Source organism: Flavobacterium sp. NRK F10, assembly GCF_024054235.1.
GTDB classification, from domain to species: Bacteria; Bacteroidota; Bacteroidia; order Flavobacteriales; family Flavobacteriaceae; genus Flavobacterium; species Flavobacterium sediminis.
On record NZ_JAMXLC010000016.1, the window covers coordinates 1 to 238 of the forward strand.

The window sequence follows — 238 nt, forward strand, 5'->3', positions numbered from 1 at the left end:
CCTGAATAATATTCTGTAACGTTATCACTGCTTCCAATCTAAGCCGCAAGCGATCAAGTCGTCGGATATTTTCTGTTGCCAGATTGCGTTCCACTTTGTCCCGAATATTCTTTAATAAAGAGGCAGGATCCTTTTTCTGCATTTCTAAAAATCGGATAACGTGCAAAGCAGCCAGATTTTTAGCCCGTTTTTGTTCCGATACCGCTATTTTCTTTTCCAGAAGCAGTTGTTCGTATCT

General features: G+C 40.3%; 1 protein-coding gene. It reads right to left on the reverse strand.

Annotation, left to right across the window (positions count from 1 at the left end; all coding sequences use genetic code 11):
• The coding region (locus NHF50_RS15645; protein ID WP_252777370.1) for a hypothetical protein at positions 1-238 on the reverse strand (238 nt) is incomplete at both ends.